Genomic DNA, 17,774 nt, shown 5'->3' on the forward strand with positions numbered 1-17,774 from the left:
ATAATGATTTTGACCTGCTATTTAAAGAAAATTACGTCGTCTAAATAGAACGTTTCATCCTGTGCATCTGGTCCCTCGATCCATAGACCGAGCTGTTTGAAGGCATTGCCTTTGCTCCAGAGACCTATATCCGCGAGATCCAGGCGGACATAGGTCCATACGCCTGCCGGCACACGGATGGGGGTGGATCGATCGGCATTTCCAAAGCCCGCAGCGCGTCCATCGCTGGTAAGAAAAAGGGTATAGTCCTGCGAACCGCCTTTGATCCAGAATGAAAGGAATTTTAGGTCGGCATTCTTGGCCATGCCGTCCCCCCAGTTGGCCATGCCATTGGCAGACCAGCTTCCTTTGCCGTAAACCATTTTTGAGGATGCATTTCCCGACTTAAAGGTTGCCGTGCTAATTGTTACTGCTCCCCAGCCCCAGCCTTCAAAACCATTTTGATAGGAATCAGTAAAGAGTCTGAAAGCCTGATCAACGTTGACAAACTCCTGCGTTGTCGTAATTTCTCCGGCTTGGCTTCTGATATCGAGTTTTGTTCTGCTGACTTCTGTCTGCGGTAGGGTCACCACCAGCTGACGTTGACTTTTGCTCACGATGGTGGCCTTTGCATCCGTACCGGTCAGGGTCACCTCCGTTACATCATTTAAATAGTTGCCGCTCAGGCTAAGCTGGGTGACCGCGGGGGTAAAGTTGTAGTCTGAAACTGTGGCAACGGAAGGTAGCGGGGTGACATTGAAGGGAACCCGTAATTGCTTGTCCAACATATTGGTCAGGATGATGTCCTGCTGTCCTGCTGCCGCTGTATCCGGTACACGGAATACCAACGCATGGTCATTGTTAAAAGCTGGATTGAAGCCGGCAGGAACATTTCCCGTTTCAAAAATAATGGATTTCATACCCGCAAGCCCCTGGCCGGTCAGTACGATTACCGTACCCGGAGCACCGGATGTTACTTCCAATGGATCAGCCTGGGGATTTCCTGATGGTGACAGCTTATAGTCTTTTTTACAGGAAACAAATGCAAAGCAGGCTATTGCGAGGATGCAGACGTAGTGATATAAGGTCTTCATAATTTTTTTCATTATAATATTAAGGTTTATAAGGAACAGCGGGTTTGGCCAGCTCTGGATTGTTGACCACCTCGGTTGTCGGGATCGGAAGATATAACTTGCTTTCACTGCTGAGCGTCACGCTGAGGTGATCCACCAATGGCTTGCCCAAGGCACTATAGGTGCCTCTTTCCTGCGCTTCCACCAGCTGTTTGGCCTTCGTAAATCCTTGGCGTTGAATGTCAAACCAATAATCTCCCTCAAATGCAAATTCTACCCGTCGCTCATGTAATATATTCGCTGGGGTCAATACGGTCAGGTCGCGTGAGGTACCCAGTCCGGCGCGGTGTCTTACGTCATTGACAGCGGCCAGTGCTTTTGCATCCGTACTCTGCGCCTGATCAGCCAATACGGCCTCTGCATAGATCAGTAATACATCGGCGTAGCGCAAGATGTAGGTACAGATGCTCGTAGAGGTACCATTAACATCCTGACCGCCGCCGCCCGGACCGACCACGTATTTCAGCGCATTGGAACGGGTACCTGTTTTTATCTTCCGTGCATTGTCATTGGAGCTTGTCCATGTGGTATCATAGGTAAAGCCGTTCGGAAAGGCCGAATTTTTCCAGTCATCCCGATGAAATCCCTGCTCCATAATGGACCAGCCTTTGCGCTTATCGCCCACTTCATAGCTGTCCAATAGGTCGATTGACGGGATAATAGCGGACCATCCGGCTCCGGTGGTTTCTTTCAATAATGGCTCGGGACCTACATAGGCCTGGATAGGATTGCCTACACCGTATCCCCCTGATGCTACCCATTGTAGGGCAAAGAGGCTCTCGGAATTATTATTGGCACTCTGATCGGTAAACATCTTCCCATAATCGGGATATAGGCTGTATTTTTTAGCGTTGATGACCGTTTCCGCCTTCTTTCGCGCATTTTCGTAGTCTTTTAAGTAGAGATACATTTTGGCCATCATGCCCGTAGCCGATAGCTTGGTCACTCGTCCAGGAGTATCGTTATCTTTCAGGTTGGCCTCTGCAAAAGCCATATCATCCAATGCAAACTTAATGACATCGGCTTGCAGATACCGTGGTGTATTAAAGTTGCCCGTCGTGGCCATTGCGACCGGGTCGGTGACGATGGGAACATCCTTAAAGACCCGGGCTAGATAAAAATATGCGACCGCCCGGATAAACTTTGCCTCCGCAATTCCCTGCGTTAGATAGGAGGGATCACCGCCTTTGCTCATTTTTTCTTCAAAGGTGTTGATCAGCACAGTAGCGTTTCCTGCTACTTTATAAAATGAATACCAGGAACGGCTCACCTGTTCGTCGGTTCCGGATACCGTAAAATTCAAGAAGGTGTTGTAAACGGGATCACCGGTGTACATATTGCCCGACAGCACCTCGCCGATGGCATGGAAGGCTTTATCCTGGTAATCATACCATACGGTATTGTACAGATAGCCGGTTGCGCCCCTTACTTCGGCATCGGAATTATAATAGGTATCCAACGTTGGATTATTCTGTGAAGGCCTGTCCAGAAAACTTTTTTTACAGGATCCCAAAAACAATAGGCCGCCAACTATTGTGTATATCAGTTTTGTCTTCATAATGTCTTGTTCAATGGTTTAAAAAGTTATATTAGCACCGATCGTAAAGGTTCTCGGATTGGGATAATTGCCCAGGTCAATATTCTGCATCAGCGCGTCATTGTTGTAGGAACCTAATTCTGGATCGTATCCACTGTATTTTGTAAAGGTGTAGATATTCTGTCCTGAGATATAAATCCGTGCGGCCTGCATTTTGATTCTGTTGATCCAGGCTGCGGGCAAATTATAGCCGAGGGTAATATTTTGTATCCGTAGGTATGAGCCATCTTCGACAAAACGGCTTGACACACGTTTATTATCTTGATGCCACTGATTGTATCGGGGTACAGTACCATTGGTATTGAACAATTCGGAATAGCGATCTGTCAATGAGGTCTGCAATTGATTCCAGTATACATTGACCGGTGTTTCCAATGATCTCTTGGTATAATTTAGGATATCATTACCTTGAGATCCTTGCAGGAATACAGATAAGTCAAATCCTTTATATTTGAACGAGTTGGTTAATCCGAATGTAAAGTTTGGATTAGGATCTCCTATATAGGTCATGTCTCCATCATTGATGACATTATTCCCGTCGAGATCGCGATATTTGACATCGCCCAGCCATAAGCCTTTTGAACCAATAGCTTGGCCTTGATTCGCATGGTTGTGAAGATCATCTTCAGAAGTAAACAAACCGTCCGAAATAAACCCATAAAAGCGGCCAATAGGTCCTCCCGGAACGGTACGGGTCAGGATAACGGCATTGCTATATTCCGTATAACGCATCAGGTCGGCCTGGTCGCTGTTTAGTTTGTCCAGACGATTTTTATAATGGGATAGCACAAGGTTTGTTTTCCATGTGAAGCCATTTTTATTGATATTGGTAGAAGATATACCGATGTCAAATCCGGTATTTGTCATCCGGCCTGCATTGACATTGGGCGATTTGATGTCATTCCATTCCGTCCCTATGCCTGTATATTTGGGCAGTCGAGTTGCCATAAGCATGTCAGAGGTGATCTTTTTATAGATATCGAAGGTGACATCCAGACGTCCATTGAGGAAACCGGCATCAAATCCACCGTTGTAGGTGGTGACAGATTCCCAGCCGAGTGCCGGATTGCCGACATTGTCGGGTACGCCGCCCGCGCCAAAGGGGCCGGTGGCGAATAGACGGATATTGGTTGCATAGCTTGCCCCGCCGACATTTGAACTGCCCACAGCTCCGACTCCGGCACGTACTTTCAGGTAATTCAATACCTTGAGATTTTTGGCAAACTTTTCATTTGTAACCGTCCATCCCACGGAGGCCGCAGGGAAGTAGCCTAGCTTACGGTCCGGTCCAAAGTTGGAGGAGCCGTCACGTCTCAGTGAGAGGTTAACAGAGTAGCGGTTGTCATAGGCGTAACCGGCCCGCACGAAATAGGACTCCATGGCCCAGTCTCCTTTGCCTCCTTCGATGACCTGGTTTTCCTGTTCGCCTGCTGCAATAGACGGTATATTCAGGGCCAGATTTTGCCGTGAAGCCAATATATTGTCATAATAGGAGGCCTGGGCTTCATGTCCGATCTGTGCATTGATGTTATGTTGACCAAATGACTGGTTGTAATTCAGGTAATTCCTTAATGCCCAGTAGTAGCTGGGATTGCGTTGTTCGACGATTTTACTTGGCGCGAGTATTGTCGTTCCGCCCGAGGAAAGGGAGGGCTGGAAGGACATGTTATTATCATTTGTAACGTCATAGTTGATCTCATTTCGCATGGTTAAAAACTTGGTGAAAATCAACTCTCCGTAGACACTTCCAAAGGCTTTGAACTGATCGCCTGTATTTTGACGCAGCTGCGCCAATGCCACAGGATTGACGGGGTTGCCAAAAGCATAGCCTCCTATGGATACCGGTGGTGCAAAATCGCCGTTCAGTCCAAAGACCGGGGCGGCTGGACTATTGAAAGCGGCAACGTTGACGATGGCATCAGATCCGTTGGTCAATGTGGTTTTTTGATTGGTGCGGGCGGTACTGCTGCTGATACCGACCTTCAGCCAGCTTTTGATCTGGTGGTCAAGGTTAAACCGCAGGGACAACCTGTCAAATCCGGAGTTGATGATCGTACCGTCCTGTTTAAAGTAATTTAAACCCAAATAATAGGTCGTCTTTTCACTTCCTCCCGAAAAACTTAATTGATGATTCTGCATCTTGCCTTTCTGAAAGATGGCATCTTGCCAGTTGGTTCCTTCGCCCAGGACTTCCGGACGCTGATATTCTCCGATAGGTACATAGGGATTTCCGGTAACGGTACTGATTTCCTGCAATACCTGATTGTTATACTGTGCAAACTGGCTTAAGTTCATCAGATCAAGGCGGGTAGGGACTTTTGATTCGCCATAATACATATCATAGCTTACTTTTCCTTCACCGGCTTTTCCGCGTTTTGTGGTAATCAGTACTACGCCATTGGCGCCACGTGAACCATAGATGGCCTGCGCGGAAGCATCCTTGAGGATATCTATTTTTTCAATATCATTGGGGTTAATCCCTGCAATTCCGCTTTGGGAGGTAGATCCGGCCATTCCGCCAAGTTTATCCTGTGCAATGGAGCTCTTTCCGGTAGGGACAATAATACCGTCTATCACATAGAGCGGTTCGTTTCCATTGATGGAAGTCAGTCCCCTTACGCGTACGGATATTCCTCCGCCGGGCTGGCCACCATTAGCCGACACACTTACCCCGGCGACTTTCCCCTGCAGCATTTGATCGGCGCCAGCAACTGGCAGGTCCTTTATGGCTTCTGCACTTACGGATGAGATCGAAGAGGTGACGTCGGCACGCCTCATGGTACCGTAGCCCACGACGACGACATCTTCTAGCTGCGTAGCAGCAGCAGTCAGGGTGACATTGACCAATGCCTGATTTCCGACAGGTACTTGCGATGTCTGCATACCGATATAGGAGAATATCAGTACGTCTGTGGGAGCAGCATTGATCTGATAATGACCGAAGCGATCGGTCACAGCGGTGGCCGTCCCGTCTTTTACTTTGACCGACACGCCGGACAATACCAAACCTGCCTCATTCTTGACGATGCCATCCACTTTTTTATTTGCAACCTGCGCCGTTAACAAGGCAGGCGCACTCACAAGCCAGACCAGACCGATCGGCTTAGATAATAACTTTGAGATCATATAAAATTGGTTATTTAAATTTTTGATAAAATAATTGGCGTACAGATCTGATCATGTACAATACTGTTTACGTTTTTTTCCCATTCACACTATAATTAGTTATGCCTTAAGCTGCCCGACCGGACGCCAGACTGTCAATAGGCAATATTAGACTTAAATGTGAAAAATGTAATTATCACTGCGTGCCAAAAGCATATCAGCGAATGCCAAAAAGCTAATTATTTTGCTTTTCAGCCCATTCAAGGTAGTTTTTGGGACTCATCCCAAAATATTTGGAAAATGACCTGCTAAAATTTGAGGGTTCTGAGAAACCGACCAAATAAGCGATTTCGGCAATGGTATAGTTGCCTGTGAGGAGCATATTGCGCGCATGTTTGAGACTGATGCTCACTATGTATTCCTGTACGCCCTGATTTGTCAGGGCTTTTATCTTGCGGTATAGCTGACGTCTGCTCATATGCAGCAGCTCAGCTAACAGCTCAATATTAAATTCTTTATTGTTCAGGTTTTCTTCCACCAGATGTTCTACTTTCTGCAAAAAGTCACGGTCGATCGCGCCAAGGCTGTTCAGCTCCGGTAATTTGCCGGATGTATCGTGCTTGTTTGCATTGTCAAATAGCTCCCGTAATTTTCTTCTTGAGAGGAGCAGGTTAGTGATGCGTGCAATTAATAGATCCATTGCGAAGGGTTTTGGAATATAGGCATCCGCACCATGTGTATAACCTTCGATCTTATTGTCGTCGGTTTGCTTGGCCGTCAGTAAAACAATTGGAATGTGGCTGGTGCGTTCATCTGCTTTGAGTTCCTGACAGACCTGCAGACCATTCATTTTGGGCATCATAATATCGCTGACTACCAGGTCAGGAACAGACTGTCTGGCGAGTTCCAGACCGTCAAGTCCATTGGTGGCGCTCAGAATTTCAAAATATGCCGACAGCTCATGCCGGATATAGGCCTGTAGGTCGGGATTATCCTCAATCAACAGCACGATCGGCCGGTCTTCTTTCAGATGAGTATCTGTTTCGATAGCCTGTATCTGTTCTGTTTCCTGACCGAACAGGGGCGACAGCAATTCTTCATACCGCGCGACAAAAGCATCGTCCTTATCCTGCAATATCGTGCCTTGGGTAGCTAGATGGACGGTAAAGTCCGAACCCCGGCCGACTTCACTCTGAACCGTTATTTTTCCGCCATGCAATTCGACAAGCTCCTTGGTCAAAGCCAGACCGATGCCGGATGATTTGTTTTCATAAGGATGTACCCCATCTACTTTGTAGAATATTTCAAAAATACGTTCCCTGTCCGATTCCGGAATTCCAATGCCATTATCGATGACGTGGATTTCGACGACAGTTTCACTTCGTTCTACCACTACGTCGATCTTTCCTCCGTTTGGTGTAAACTTAAATGCATTGGAGAGCAGATTGGAAAGAATTTTTTCAAACTTATCTTCATCAATGGAAAGCCGTATGACAGGGCTGGCATAGCGGATAGAAAAGTCTATCTCCCGTACCTGGGCACGTTCTTTAAAAGCTTCGCATATTTCGTTGATCAATTCGACCACGTTTACGGTATGCGCTTTGAATGACGCAGCCCCATTTTCCAGCCGTCTAAAATCCAGGAGCTGATTGACCAGGTTGAGCAAGCGGTCTGCATTTTTGTACACGAGCCTGCTGTAGGTCTTCACCTGATCCATGCTGATGTCCTGATGGATGATTTTTCGAAGCGGATCCAGGATCAATGAAAGGGGAGTGCGTAATTCATGTGAGATATTGGTAAAGAAATTGACCTTTATCGCATTGATCTCTTCATTCTTCTTCGCGGCTAATCGCTCTAAAAGCACATCATTTTTGAGCTTTTCCCTTGATTTTATTTCCAGAAAAAGCAGGTAGAGTATAACAGCGGTGATCAGCCCATATAGGCAATATGCCCAGGCGGTCCGCCAAAAAGGGGGAGCAACGACAATTTTCAATATCGCCTCCTTGGAGTTCCATATCCCGTCGCTGTTGGCGGCCCTTACTTTAAACGTGTATGTGCCTGCATCCAGATTGGTGTACGTAGCTCTTCGGTTATTGCCTACATAGTTCCACTCTTTGTCAAACCCTTCCAGTAGATAAGCATATTGATTCTGTTCGGGAATGGTGTACCCGAGCGCCGCAAATTCAATGGTGAATACAGTTTGATCATAGTCCAGCGCCAGTTCGTCGGTCTCGTTGATATTGCGCGTCAGTGGAGAGTTTTCGGCTCCTATCACAACAGGTCTGTTAAATAGCTGGAAATCGGTAAATATGACCGGAGGAGCATGTACATTTCGCCGGATATTAGCCATATGAAGAACATTAAATCCGTTGTTGCCACCAAACAGAATTTCCCCTTTGCTCGTTTTGAGATCTGCGCCTGCGAGGAATTCTTTTCCTTGTAATCCATTATAGCGGTTATAGTTTGAAAAAGTATGCTGATCCAGACTGTACTGGCTTACCCCATTGTTCGTGCTGATCCATAACTGTCTATTATTGTCTTCAACAATACTGTTGATCACATTGCTGGGCAGGCCCTGTTCTTCACGATAATTGACAAATGTCTTGCGCTGTCTATCAAAACGGTGTAAGCCCCCGTCAATCGTACCGATCCAGATGTTGCGGTCAGAATCGCCATAAATGGTATTGATGATATCACTCTGGAGATTACTGTTTGCTCTGTTGTAACAGGTGAAACGGTTGTCCGCCGGATGATAGATATTGATGCCACCGCCATAGGTTGCGATCCACATATCGCCATTGTCATCTTCATAAAATGCCCGAATATAGTTGTTGTTTAGTGCATGGGCCTGTCCATCGGCTCGATGTTTCCTGATCTCCGGTGTATTTTTCTGTATAATGTTGACTCCGCCGCCATTGGTTCCAAGCCAAATATTACCCTGTCGATCTTCTGTCAGCGCATAAATCGTATTGTTGCTCAACTGGAGCGGTCCCTTACCACTATAGAAATGGCTAAATGTACCTGTGCTCAGGTCCAGTCTTTTAAGCCCGCGTTCATAGGTTCCGATCCATAGACTTTTTCTATCTCTTGTCGTCAGTAAAGAGAGTACCGAGAATGAATTTAATCCCATTTTATCATTGGGATCCCAGTGGATAAATTCATTTGTTGCCCGTTTCCAAAGATTGAGTGATCCGCCATCCGAACCCACCCATATATCTCCGTCAGCTTGTTCGGCAAATGAAGTAATGGTGCTTGTACTCTGACCTGATGTGACGTGAAAATTTTTAAAAACCTGGAAATAAGTATGATTCAGGTCATATTTATTGATCCCTCCGGCAAATGTTCCTATCCATAGGATCCCTTCCTTGTCCAATAAAAGCGCGTATATCGAATTATGGTTCAGGCTTTCCTCGTCGGCGAAATTGTTCTGATAATGTGTGAAATGTCCGGTTTGGCAATCGAATAATTCTAATGCTTCTTCGGTGCCTACCCAGAGTTTATGCTCACCGCCGGGAACGATTGAAAGCACAACATTATTGCTTATTGCTTTGCTGTTGCCTTGTTCTTTTCTGTAAGTGGTAAATGTATTGGTACGGTAATCAAACCGGTTCAAGCCACCATACGTCCCTACCCATAAATACCCGTCTCCATCCTGTGTTATTACATTGATCTTGTTATTGCTCAGTGCGCCCCGGGCGCCTGTAGAAGTGAAATAAGTGCTGCGCTGGGTTTCTTTGTTCAACAGGATAAGGCCGTTTTCCGTTCCTACCCATAGATTTCGCCTGTCATCTTCAAATATGGAAGTAACAACAGCTGTGATAGCACGCCCCTTGGTATCTCTGAACTGGTAGCGGGTCAGATGGCCTGTCTTTTTATCCATTGAATAGAGATCGGCATAAGTCCCTACCCAAAAGTTTCCTTTGCTATCTTCCAGAATGGCATTGACGCTCACATCAATGCTGTTATTTCCGATTTGGGGTTTTACGACATGCTCAAAAGAATCATTGTCCCGATCATAACGGGCCAAGCCGCCACCCATTGTCCCGATCCAAAGTTCGCCATGTGGGTCTTCGTACAGTGATTTTATCTGGTTGTTAGGAAGACTTTTCTTATTGTTTTGTTTGGTTCTATAGATTTTAAACTGGTAACCGTCATATTTATTGAGGCCATCCATGGTACCAAACCACATAAAGCCATATTTATCTTTTAGGATGCAGGTGACGGTGCTTTGTGATAGGCCCTCTGCTGTGGTCAAATGGCTGAAACGAGCAATGGGTATGGTTTGTGCAGTTAGTTGTATGGTGATCAGACAAGCTATCAGAAAACATAAACATCGCTGCATTATATTGATTTTATCCACGCAATTTCGAATAATCGGTTGTAGGGCTGAAATTACTATTTATTTTGTGCCGAAAAAACTTTAAGTTAATTTTATCTCAAGCCCATTTATTCGGGAAGCAAACATGACTACCGTGAGGAGGATCTGCAAGAGGCGATCACGCGGCGTACCGGTAGGGGATTGATTAAGCATTATTGTCCAAAGGCTGAACTTCTGTTAAACAAAGACCGGCTTTGTTTATTCGCTAAGGTATCTGTCTACAAATGTCGCACAACAATATTATAAGAATTCTGAGTCAGCATAAGAGCGGATAATACCATCATGAATTTCATTTTTTTGTGAACAATCGGGTTTTCCAATTGTTAAAAATGTAAATAAAGTACTTTTTATTTGAAATAAAATTAAAATTTAACGATATTAATTCCTTTGCCTTACATTTTTAATAAAATTCGTGCTTATGAACAACTTAGAATTAAACGAAGTCCAACAACATTGGGATAGATTTATCTCCTCAGCCATTGCTTGGGCTCCTCGTATTATTACTGCCGTACTTTCTGCTTTACTTATTTATTTGGTAGGTTCATGGTCCGGAGTAATTCATAGAAGTAATTTAACAGCGTAGATCAACCTTGGATCTACGCTTTCTCATTTATATAAAATAAAATCGAGTGATCTTTTCCAAATCGACTTTTAATAAAGGTATTGTTATCCCTAGCTTGATCTTTATCATAGGGGTATGCCTGTTATCTGTGTTTCTTCCTACGTTGACTGTACGTCTGTTAGATACGGTCAAGGAATTTATTTTTGTTAACCTCAATTGGGTCTACGTCTGGGCTGTGACGCTGTTTGTTATCTTTCTGGTCTATCTGATGTTTAGCAAATTTGGAAAGACGAAGCTGGGTAGCAACGATAGTAAACCGGAATACTCGTTCTTCTCCTGGATTTCAATGCTATTCGCAGCGGGTATGGGTATCGGATTAATGTATTTTAGTGTAGCCGAGCCCATGCAGCATTATTCGACCGATGTCTTTGCAGCAAATCACTATATTAATCGCGCTAAAAATGCACAGCTGTATACGTTCTTTCACTGGGGTATCCATGCCTGGGCTATTTATGGCGTGGTAGGATTGGCTTTATCATACTTTGCCTACCGCTATCGACTGCCGCTTTCACTTCGCAGCTGTTTTTATCCGCTCTTAAAGAACAAGATCAATGGAAAAATGGGCAATGCCATTGATGTATTTGCGCTGTGCAGTACTTTCTTTGGTATTACCACGACCTTAGGATTTGGCGTGGTACAGGTGAATGCAGGCTTACAGACCTTGGGAATTGTGGCCGAGAGCAGTTTTACCTACCAGATCATTATTGTGGGGATCTTGACCCTGCTCTCAATTATATCCGCAACTTCAGGGGTGGATAAAGGCGTAAAGCTATTGAGTAGCGTCAATGTCATCGCAGTGGTCGTGCTTTTGTTGTTTGTGCTCTTTCTCGGGCCGACTGTTTATCTTATCGGAAGTTTTACAGAGGGGATCGGAAATTATATCAACAATTTTTTCGGTCTGACTTTCGATACACATGTTTATGACGAGGCCACCTTACCCTGGTTTTACAATTGGACGATTCTCTATTGGGCCTGGTGGATATCCTGGTCACCCTATGTGGGCCTGTTTATTGCTAAAATTTCAAAAGGGCGTACCATTCGCGAATTTGTCGCTGCCGTGCTGATTATCCCGACTTTATTTAATTTCATATGGATGTCTGTTTTTGGCAATAGTGCAATCTGGTTTGACATCAACATTGCAAAGGGTGCTTTGAGTGCTTTGGCAGATAATCCCGATGCATTGATGTTCAAGTTTTTGGATTTTCTGCCACTCTCTGAGCTGGTTAGTTACCTGGTCATTCTGATCATCGTCATATTTTTTGTAACCTCTGCAGATTCAGGAATACTCGTGATGAACAGTATCGCGACCAAGAATGCAGCCAGATCGCCCAAATGGCAGATGGTTTTTTGGGGAGCGCTACTGGCTATCCTGGCCCTGATGCTACTAAATACCGGGGGCTTGCAGGCCTTGCAGACCATGACGCTTATTACAGCTTTACCATTTTCTATGATTATGCTACTTTTCTGTGTCAGCTTGGTCAAAGCTCTTGTTATAGACCGCAGCTATTATGATCGGGATTTTTCGGTAAGCACTGTCCCTTGGTCGGGAGAATTTTGGAAGGACCGCTTAAAACAGATCATTTCGTTCAAAAGCAGTGCATCTGTTGATCAATTTATCGATACGACGGTAAAGCTAGCATTCGAAGAACTTCAGTCAGAATTTAAACAGAATGGGATCGAAGCGAAGATCAAAAAAGTAGATAGTCCGGGCACTATTGAAATTGAAATCCGCTACGATGTGGTCAATAACTTTATATATGGTGTAAAGAACCAGGTAAAAGTAGTTTCGGATTATGTCATGGAAGAGGATAATCTACCCGATCTCGAAGACAAGAAAACTTATTTCCCAAAATCTTATTTTGGAGATGCCCGTGAGGGATATGATGTGCAGTATTTTACCAAGAATGAGCTGATCAGTGATGTGCTCAAACACTATGAACGCTTTTTGGAAATTATTTCCGAAGAGAAGAATGAAATGTTTATCAGCAGCAATGCAAATAAAAATTTAAGATGAAGGTCCAAAAGCGCACTGGTAAAGGATAAGGGATCATGGTCATGGCGCCAATAAGGCAAGCCAAAATTTCGTTTTTAATGTTCGCAAGGACAAGAGGTCGCAAATCGCTTGCTTTTTCCATGGAATAGAAATTAAAATGATTACATCAGATCATAGGTTAGTTCTATTACTTGAAGACAAGGTTGAGGATCATTTTTTCTTGGGGAAAAAGGATGAAGATTTTTGTAATAAATATTTGCACATTAGAAATATATATCGTAATATTGCGATATGATAAAATTGTAATGGGAATAACAAGGACAGAAATATACAGTGCAGAACACAACAAGCTGGGCTCGATGCTTAAAATACTTGGTCATCCTGCAAGAATTGCCATCCTCCAGTATATTATCGATCAGAAAACCTGTATCTGTAATGACTTGGTTGAGGAGTTGGGGCTTGCCCAGGCAACGATCTCCCAGCACTTAAAAGAACTTAAAAATATTGGCGTCATTCAGGGAACGATTGAAGGAAAGTCCGTCTGTTATTGCATTGACGAAAAAATCTGGAAAGAATTTCAAAAGCAGTTCAATTTGTTCTTTGACCAGGATGTCTGCGCCAGGAAATGCTGTTAGCCATTTTTTTTTATAATATCATCGTAAAATAGCAATATAACATTTAATTATAGGATCATGAAACTATCAGAAATCAAGGAAATCCTACAGGGATTAGAAAATGTAGCGTTTAAGCTGGAAGATGGTACATTTGTACCGGAGTACTTCCACGTAACCGAAGTTGGTCAGATCACCAAAAACTTCATTGACTGTGGCGGAGTGATCCGTAAAGAAAAGTCTGTCAATTTTCAGCTATGGAATGCGGACGATTATGAACATCGTCTAAAACCCGGAAAACTATTAAATATCATCAAACTTTCGGAAGAAAAGCTGGGGCTTGAAGACGGTGACATCGAGGTAGAATACCAAAGTGGTACGATCGGCAAATATGACCTCGGCTTTGACGGAAAGACATTTGTGCTGAAAAATAAGACCACGACATGCCTGGCGCAGGATGCCTGTGGGATCCCTGCTGAAAAACAAAAGATAAACCTCGTACAGCTCGGTGTCAATCCCGGTTCTTCATGTACCCCCGGAAGTGGCTGTTGCTAAAAATCGCGGTACAAAAGAAAAAATTAAGTCGAGAAAACATGAACGATAACATACTAAAAACAATAGGAGGATTTTCGGCTGAAAATGTGCCAGCGGAAAGGAAGATATGCCTACAACCCTTAATAGCCTATTTAAATGAGAAAGTGGACAATGGGGAACGTATCCGTTTAAATTTCATCTGTACCCACAATAGCCGCAGGAGCCACCTCTCGCAGGTATGGGCACAAACCATGGCCTACCATTTTGGATTGAAAGATCTGTTCTGCTATTCTGGCGGAACGGAAGCCACGGCGATGTTCCCGAAGGTCGCAGAAACACTCGCCAGCCAGGGTTTTGAGATCCTCCAATTGGCAGAGGGCAGCAATCCTGTCTATGCTGTTAAGTATGCCTTAAATGAACCGCCGATCATGTGCTTTTCAAAAGTTTACGACAACAGGTTCAATCCGGCGAGCGGATTTGGAGCTATCATGACATGCAGTAATGCCGATGAAGGGTGCCCCCTGGTGATGGGTGCCGAGGCAAGATTTTCTATAAAATATGAAGATCCAAAGATTTCGGATGGTACGCCCGAACAGACAGCAGTTTACCGGCAACGGAGCCTGGAGATTGCCCGCGAGATGTTCTACGTCTTTTCACAGATCAAAAAGTAACCTATGCAGCCAAAACTAAAATTTCTTGACCGCTATCTTACCCTATGGATATTTCTTGCTATGGCAATCGGCGTTGGGATAGGTCATTATTTCCCCGGAATAGCTCATGTTACGAACTCCCTTTCCGTTGGGACAACCAATATTCCGCTGGCAATCGGATTGATCCTGATGATGTACCCGCCACTTGCAAAGGTGGACTACTCGATTCTCCCTTTAGCGGTGAAGGATAAAAAGGCTATTGGCATTTCACTTTTACTTAACTGGGTCATCGGCCCAGTCCTTATGTTTGCACTGGCGGTTATTTTTTTACGGAATGAGCCTGACTATATGGTCGGATTGATCCTTATCGGACTGGCAAGGTGCATCGCTATGGTGATTGTCTGGAATGACCTGGCAAAGGGGAACAGGGAATATGCGGCCCTGCTAATAGCGCTGAACAGTATCTTTCAGGTTTTCACCTACAGCTTTATGGTCTGGTTGTTTATCAATATCCTGCCCAGTAAGTTGGGGTTGGCTGATTTCGACGTAAGTGTATCGATAAAGGATGTGACGCAAAGTGTTCTGATCTATCTTGGAATTCCCTTTTTGGCTGGATTTGTAAGCCGATATATACTGATCAGTATACATGGAAAAGAATGGTTCAACAGGAAGTTTATACCCAAGGTTTCACCTGTCACGTTATATGCATTACTCTTTACCATCGTGTTGATGTTCAGTCTCAAAGGTGGTAAAATATTGGAACTACCTATGGACGTTGTTAAAGTGGCTATCCCCTTGGTGATCTATTTTGTATCCATGTTTTTTCTCAGCTTTTTTATCAATCGATCGATGAATGTTCCTTATGAAAAGAATGCTTCTATTGCCTTTACTGCAACGGGAAATAATTTTGAACTGGCCATTGCAGTTGCTATAGCTGTATTCGGAATACACTCTCCGCAGGCTTTTGTAGGGGTTATCGGTCCGCTGGTGGAAGTGCCTGTCCTGATATTATTGGTAAGGGCAAGTTTATGGTTAAAGAATAGGTATTATAGTTGATCCTGTAACCGGAGCAAAAATTGTTGTAAGCAGAACAACGGTGTCGAACAGCTCGGCAGCTGCCATATTCCGACGACTATCAGTACTTGCAGAATAGGTTAAACTATTGTGCGCGTATCCGTCTACCGAGTAGTAAATCACGAGCTATCCAGTAGTCTACAGGCTGAAGGTTATTATCAGGAACTTAAATCAGGGATCAGTAAAGGTATGGTTTTAACCGACGCTTTGATCTAGCTCTTTTTGTAATACTAACATCGAAGATGGATTCGAACTCGTTTTTTAGTTCTCAAATCTAGTCCGAAGTGATCTCCGGCCAGAAAGTGATATTGTTTACTATCTGTTGGAAAATAAGAGATATATTTGTGATAAATATGTGTATTGCTGATTTCTATATGATTAAACCACAATTTTGTAGTTGTTGAGACAAACAACACACAATGAAAAATAAAAATGGCCGGAAAAGCACGTTTTTTTTATTGAAAAACGAAAGTATTGTCTGAAAAAAAACGCTAATTTAGCCCTGGAATTTAGCGATATCTACCTTTAAATTAAATGATGACCTAATAATACGATGAAAAGACAATTTTTATTATTTATTTTATGCCTGTTGACGCTTAAAACATTTGCTAACGATAGTAAAAAGCAAGAGGTTGATTCACTTTTGAAAAAAACAAAAGAATTAATTGATGCAGGCCAATTGTTACCGCATCTGGAAACTGCAATAGAAGCGCTTAATTTATCTAACGCAGCTAACTATGATGACGGAAAGGCAAAGTCGCGCTTTTATATAGCAGAAGGGCTTGTAAATCTGGGACTTTTCAAAGAGGGACTCAAGCATCTTGAACTTATTAAGAGTACGAACCATTATAAGGAGAAAATACTTATGCAATCCGAAGTACATCGGGTGTTGGGAAGAGCTTACGGCGGGCTAATGTTGTATCAGCAAGCCGTACGGGAATTTCGTTTACAGTTGGGCTTAATCAAGAATCTAACGGGCCTGAAACAAAAACTATCCTATCAGTTTACCTATGAAAATTTAAGTGTTGTTTTCGATCATTTGAAACAACTCGACTCCGTGGAAAAATATAGCCTTCTTCAATTGGAAAACTTGCGAGATTTTGATGAAAAAAAAGAACCAATGCGTTATTTGATCGTTTATGATAATTTGGGACAGTTATATCTTAACAAACGTGATTTCTCGAACGCGCAACGATACCTGGATAAAGCCATAGCGCTCGTGGAAAAATATAAAATTCCCGTATTGTTTAATACAATGCAACTTTCTGGGAATTTGGAACTAGCGAAAGGAAATTATAAACAAGCAGCGGTTTTTTATGAAAAGAGTCTAGAAAATAAAAGAAAGATCGGTATCAGAAATGGAATTAAAAATTCCTATAGGCAGTTAGCTGATTGTTATCGAGAGGGCAACTTAGACAAAACTAAAGCCGATGAATACGAAATGGCCTTTAGCCGGCTCAACGATTCTTTGGAAAGGGAAAATAGACAGGTCGTTGATCAGGTGCTCAATCAGATTTTGAAATTAAAAGACGAGGAATCTGATACCAAGGTATCGAAATCTCTTAGGATTTCAATAATCATCCTGATAGTGCTTATTATTGCCGTTACATTTTTTGTATGGCGCGTAAGGCACAACCGTAAGCTGTTGGGACAAAAGGAAGAGGCGCTACAGGAAACAGAAACCCTCAACAAGGAGCTTACAGAGCAGATCGGCGAAAACAAGTTCAATAATCTGATCGACCTGGCCAAAAGTAATAATCCGGAATTCCTGACATTATTTGCTGAACTCTACCCGCAGTTTATCCAGGCCCTGAAAACCCTTGACCCCAATATCAGAACGACGGAACTGGAGTTTTGTGCCATGGCTTTTCTTAATTTTTCGACAAAGAACATCGCGGAATATACCTTTGTCACGATCCGGGCTGTACAGGTTCGCAAGAACAGGTTGCGCAAGAAGCTTGAAATTCCTTCGGATGCAGATTTCAATACCTGGATGCGTGGGTTGGCAGAGAAGGGAGAATGTTGAGTTTGATAACAGCCTGAGGAATCTTATTGTAGCGGAAATGTAGGAAATAATTGAAAACGATGGGGAATTAAT

The 17,774-nt window shown here is 43.7% G+C and carries 11 protein-coding genes; 7 read left to right on the top strand and 4 right to left on the bottom strand.

Annotated features, from left to right (window positions below):
• Nucleotides 1-17 precede the first annotated feature (17 nt).
• The 4 genes from G6053_RS08120 to G6053_RS08135 form a co-directional block, all read right to left on the bottom strand.
• Nucleotides 18-1,085: a cell shape determination protein CcmA gene (locus G6053_RS08120; protein ID WP_165306119.1), complete on the bottom strand. Its 1,068-nt coding sequence runs from the start codon at nt 1,083-1,085 to the stop codon at nt 18-20.
• A gap of 7 nt (nt 1,086-1,092) precedes the next feature.
• Nucleotides 1,093-2,670, bottom strand: a complete 1,578-nt coding sequence (locus tag G6053_RS08125; RefSeq protein WP_165306120.1) for a RagB/SusD family nutrient uptake outer membrane protein — start codon at nt 2,668-2,670, stop codon at nt 1,093-1,095.
• Between the two features lie 18 nt (nt 2,671-2,688).
• The gene (locus G6053_RS08130) at nt 2,689-5,835 is read right to left on the bottom strand and encodes a TonB-dependent receptor (RefSeq protein ID WP_165306121.1); all 3,147 of its coding nucleotides are present in this window, start codon (nt 5,833-5,835) and stop codon (nt 2,689-2,691) included.
• Between the two features lie 214 nt (nt 5,836-6,049).
• A complete protein-coding gene (locus G6053_RS08135; RefSeq protein ID WP_165306122.1) occupies nt 6,050-10,156 on the bottom strand; it encodes a two-component regulator propeller domain-containing protein in 4,107 nt (1,368 codons plus the stop codon).
• A gap of 454 nt (nt 10,157-10,610) precedes the next feature.
• On the opposite strand from G6053_RS08135, the gene G6053_RS08140 reads away from it, so the two are divergent.
• The 7 genes from G6053_RS08140 to G6053_RS08170 all read left to right on the top strand — a co-directional run bounded on the left by G6053_RS08140 (nt 10,611) and on the right by G6053_RS08170 (nt 17,702).
• Nucleotides 10,611-10,775, top strand: a complete 165-nt coding sequence (locus G6053_RS08140) for a hypothetical protein (RefSeq protein ID WP_181390454.1) — start codon at nt 10,611-10,613, stop codon at nt 10,773-10,775.
• Nucleotides 10,776-10,821: 46 nt separating this feature from the next.
• On the top strand, nt 10,822-12,828 hold the full coding sequence (locus tag G6053_RS08145) for a BCCT family transporter (protein ID WP_165306123.1): 2,007 nt from the start codon (nt 10,822-10,824) through the stop codon (nt 12,826-12,828).
• 284 nt (nt 12,829-13,112) lie between these two features.
• Nucleotides 13,113-13,442, top strand: coding sequence for a metalloregulator ArsR/SmtB family transcription factor (locus tag G6053_RS08150; protein ID WP_121126860.1), 330 nt, complete (start codon nt 13,113-13,115; stop codon nt 13,440-13,442).
• 57 nt (nt 13,443-13,499) lie between these two features.
• Complete coding sequence (locus tag G6053_RS08155; RefSeq protein ID WP_165306124.1) at nt 13,500-13,973, top strand: DUF6428 family protein; 474 nt, start codon at nt 13,500-13,502, stop codon at nt 13,971-13,973.
• A gap of 38 nt (nt 13,974-14,011) precedes the next feature.
• Nucleotides 14,012-14,623 (top strand): protein-tyrosine-phosphatase, encoded by a 612-nt coding sequence (locus tag G6053_RS08160; RefSeq protein WP_108632554.1) that lies wholly within the window; start codon nt 14,012-14,014, stop codon nt 14,621-14,623.
• A gap of 3 nt (nt 14,624-14,626) precedes the next feature.
• Nucleotides 14,627-15,658 (top strand): ACR3 family arsenite efflux transporter, encoded by a 1,032-nt coding sequence (gene arsB / locus G6053_RS08165; RefSeq protein ID WP_165306125.1) that lies wholly within the window; start codon nt 14,627-14,629, stop codon nt 15,656-15,658.
• 571 nt (nt 15,659-16,229) lie between these two features.
• Nucleotides 16,230-17,702 (top strand): tetratricopeptide repeat protein, encoded by a 1,473-nt coding sequence (locus G6053_RS08170; RefSeq protein WP_165306126.1) that lies wholly within the window; start codon nt 16,230-16,232, stop codon nt 17,700-17,702.
• The last annotated feature ends 72 nt before the right edge of the window (nt 17,703-17,774 follow it).

Origin of the sequence: Sphingobacterium sp. DR205 (assembly GCF_011064245.1) — a bacterium.
Taxonomy (GTDB): Bacteria; Bacteroidota; Bacteroidia; order Sphingobacteriales; family Sphingobacteriaceae; genus Sphingobacterium; species Sphingobacterium athyrii.